Raw genomic sequence first — 2,597 nt, 5'->3', positions numbered from 1 at the left:
ATGAGTATTCGGTCCTCTGAGCACCATCGGTATTGCGGTTGAGCACCGCTCGCTGAGCAACGTGTTCTCGTCGTTGAGCACCACCGAATATTCGGCTTCAGCACCACCTTCGTAGGCTCCTTCTGCCGCGTGGCCTATCACGCGGCAGAAGGAGTAGTTCGGATGGTACGCAGGATCAAGGTGAAGCTGGTGCTGAGGCTTCGCGCGGAGGGGTTCTCGAAGCGGCAGATCGAGGCGCAGGGAATGTCGCGGCACTCGGTCATCGCGGTGTTCGGCGCCGCCGACCGGGAGGGCATCGGCTACGACGATGTCGCCGGTCTCGATGACGCGGAGGTGTATGCGCGATTGTTTCCCGGGCGCGGTGAGCACGACAGTGTTCACGCGCAGCCGGACTGGGATCGGGTCCACCGGGAGCTCGCGAAGGTCGGGGTGACGCTCAAGCTGCTCCATGGCGAGTACGTCGACTCCTGCCGAGGCAGGGGTGAGCCGGCGATGGGGTACGACAGGTTCTGCAAGTCCTACCAGCACCACGTCCTGGTCACCGGGGCGGCGTCGCGGGTCGGTCATAAGGCGGGGCAGTCGGTCGAGGTCGACTGGTCGGGCAAGACGATGCAGCTCGTCGACCCGGTCACCGGTGTCGTGTCGAGGGTCTACTTGTTCGTCGCGGCGTTGCCGTTCTCGAGGTTCGCGTTCGTCGAGCCGACGTTGGATATGAAGCAGGGCACCTGGTTGCGCGCCCATGTCGCGATGTTCGACTGGTTCGGCGGCAGTGTTCCCCGGATCGTCCCGGACAACTTGAAGACGGGGGTGATCTCCCACCCGGCGGAGGGTGAGGTGGTCCTCAACGACGCGTATCGGGAGCTCGCGGCGCATTACTCGGCGGCGGTGCTGCCGGGGCGGGTGAAGAAGCCGAAGGACAAGGCCAGCGTCGAGAACACCGTCGGCAACATCGCGACCTGGGTGATCGCGGCGCTGCGGAACCAGTCGTTCGCGACGTTGCCGGAGTTGCGGGCCGCGGTCTACGAGCGGATGACGGCGTTCAACGCGGAGCCGTTCCAGAAGCGCGCCGGGTCCCGGCTGGGCGTGTTCGAGGGTGAGGAGAAACCGCTGCTGCGCCCGCTGCCGGCCGTCTCGTTCGAGATCTCCCGGTGGGTCTACGGGCGTCGGGTCCAGCGCAACGGGCATGTCGTGTTCGAGAAGAACTTCTACTCCGTCCCCTACGTTCACATCGGCCGCGCCGTCGATCTGCGGGTCACCGACAGGATGCTCGAAGTGTTCACCGGGCAGGACAGGCTGACCAGTCATCTTCTCGCTCCGGCCGGGACGGTGAACGAGTACCGCACGCATGACAGTGATCTGCCCGATGGTCCGCAGTATCGGCAGTGGGACGCCCCGAGAGTCCGGGAATGGGCTGCGAGGGTCGGGGAGAACACCACGACCGTGATCAACCGGATCTTCGAGTCCGTCCCCGTCGACGAGCAAGGCCTCAGTGCCGCGTTGGCGGTACTCCGCATGACGCGCCGGTACTCCGCCGACCGCGTCGAAGCCGCCGCCGGCGTGGCTCTCGCGTCCCGGGTGAGGTCGCCGCGCTACGCGCACCTGCGACCCATCCTCGAGACCAGGCAAGACGAGCCCGGCAACCGTGATGCTTGGGCGACACCCGGGACACCACCAGAGCCGACGGGGTATGTCCGCGGCGCCGACTACTACGCAGGAGAGAGCCGATGAGCCGGCTCGACTCCGAGACCAAGCGGAAGCTGCGCGAGATGGGCGTCGCGTCGCTGGTTGACGCGATCGAAGCCCAGGACGATGCCCTCACCCTCGGGGTGGTGTTCGAGGAACGGATCAAGATCGCTGTCGACGACGCCCACGCGACGTTCACCCATTCGAAGGTCGAAGGCCTCGTCCGGCGGGCGGGGCTGCGTTATCCGAACGCGGACCTCCGGCGGGTCGACATGATCGAGCAGCGCGGCCTCGACAGGGGCGTGATCGCGCAGCTCGGGACCTGCCAGTTCATCACCCGGCAGCAGAACGTCGTGTTCCAAGGCTTCACCGGATCCGGCAAGAGCTACCTCGGATCGGCGTTGGCGAAGCAGGCGTGTCAGCACCGATACCGGGCGCACTACATCCGCATGCCCGACCTCGAAGAGTCATGGGCTTCGGCTCGGGACCGACCAGCGGGGAGAGAGAAGTGGCTGCGCAAGTACGCCGCGTTCACCCTGCTCGTGATCGATGAGTGGCTACTCGACACCCCGACCGACGACACGAGAACCATGCTCCTCGAGCTTCTCGAACGGCGATACGACGCGACGTCGACGGTGTTCTGCACCCAGTACGCGAAGAAGGACTGGCACCAGCGCCTGGGCGGCGGAGTCCACGCTGACGCGATCATGGACCGCATCGTCCACAACACCATCTGGATCGAGACCGGCGAGGTCAACATGCGCGAACACACCGCCGCGGCCAACTGAATCGACGCCGGTGAGCGCCGCTCACACGGGGGTGGTGCTCACCGGCAATATCGCCCGGTGCTGAACCCCAATATCCGGTGGTGCTCAACCGCAATAATCAGCGGTGCTCAAGGGGTCGAATACTCA

Annotated in this window: 2 protein-coding genes; both read left to right on the top strand. The window is 65.6% G+C overall.

Annotated features, from left to right (window positions below):
- Nucleotides 1-162 precede the first annotated feature (162 nt).
- Entirely contained in the window at nucleotides 163-1,728 is a 1,566-nt protein-coding gene (gene istA / locus LL236_RS14700; protein WP_228179572.1) for an IS21 family transposase, read from the top strand.
- Nucleotides 1,725-2,471: an ATP-binding protein gene (locus tag LL236_RS14695; RefSeq protein ID WP_228179571.1), complete on the top strand. Its 747-nt coding sequence runs from the start codon at nucleotides 1,725-1,727 to the stop codon at nucleotides 2,469-2,471. The genes istA and LL236_RS14695 overlap by 4 nt, the downstream gene beginning before the upstream one ends.
- The last annotated feature ends 126 nt before the right edge of the window (nucleotides 2,472-2,597 follow it).

This window comes from Microbacterium schleiferi (genome assembly GCF_020781975.1).
Lineage (GTDB): Bacteria > Actinomycetota > Actinomycetes > Actinomycetales > Microbacteriaceae > Microbacterium.
Note: the sequence above shows the minus strand (reverse complement) of the source record. Positions and strands in the feature narration are given on the sequence as shown.